The sequence below is a fragment of the Helicobacter sp. MIT 03-1614 genome, from assembly GCF_000762925.2.
Classification (GTDB): domain Bacteria; phylum Campylobacterota; class Campylobacteria; order Campylobacterales; family Helicobacteraceae; genus Helicobacter_C; species Helicobacter_C hepaticus.
The window spans coordinates 1-872 of sequence record NZ_JRMS02000032.1 but is presented as its reverse complement, the minus strand read 5'-3'; the positions used below and the strand labels follow the sequence as shown (position 1 = coordinate 872).

The 872-nt window shown below is 36.9% G+C and carries 1 protein-coding gene; it reads right to left on the bottom strand.

Going from position 1 to position 872, the window contains the following annotated elements; translation table 11 throughout:
* Positions 1-859: hypothetical protein (locus tag LS66_RS09960; protein ID WP_138092139.1), on the bottom strand; the 859-nt coding region annotated here is incomplete at its 3' end.
* Positions 860-872 lie beyond the last annotated feature (13 nt).

Genomic DNA, 872 nt, shown 5'->3' with positions numbered 1-872 from the left:
ATTTAGCCTTTTTCTTTTTCTCCAAAAGTTCATTGTAGATTCTGTATTGCTCGGATAGTTCCAGGCTTGTATCAATGTTATATTCTTTGACTAATTGCTTCCAAGTCTTCGCACCTGCTTCTTTTAGAAGCTTTTTGTTTTTACTGCCATAGGCTACATCTAATATAGAGCGAATTGCAAACCAAGTGCCATCATCGTTTAAAGAACAATGCACAGCATTTACCTCCGCTCCATATTTAATTAATATTCCTGTGCAAGATGCGACCCTGTTTTCATCATCTGTTACAGCTTCATATAGGGGTGTAGCGTCGATATTAGACCAACCTACTCTAAGTTTATTGTCCGTTTTGATACTTTTCATTTCTATATTAGCCCCGGCTTTAAGAGCAACTTCTAGTTTTTTGGGCTTACCAAACATTGCCCAATTATGTATAGGAGCGCTTCCATATTCAGTATATGTTTCAAATGTAGCTCCTTTACCCAAAAAGTATTCAATGACTTTTGGATTTTTTCCTTCCCAGTCAATATAACCACTTAAGGCATTATACCAATCATACTCATCATCAGCTTTTAATCCTAAGCTTTCAAAATACTCTATCATTGCAAAACTTTTGTCTTTCTCATACGCAAGCCCTGCATGAGCTAGCACAAGGGGAGAAGGGAAAAAGGGTTCAAGTTTGACCTTTCGTGTCCAGCGGTTTTGAAAGCAGTTTTCAAAAAAGATTTCAGGAATTGGATAATCCTTTAAAAACTCTTTCACTGCTTCAAGGTTGTTTGATTTGATAAGCTCCCAAAACTTATCTCTTATGTCGTCCCCACTTTCTCTAAAGATAGCTTTGAGTTCCTCTAGTGTTTTCATTGTGTCTCCTTTT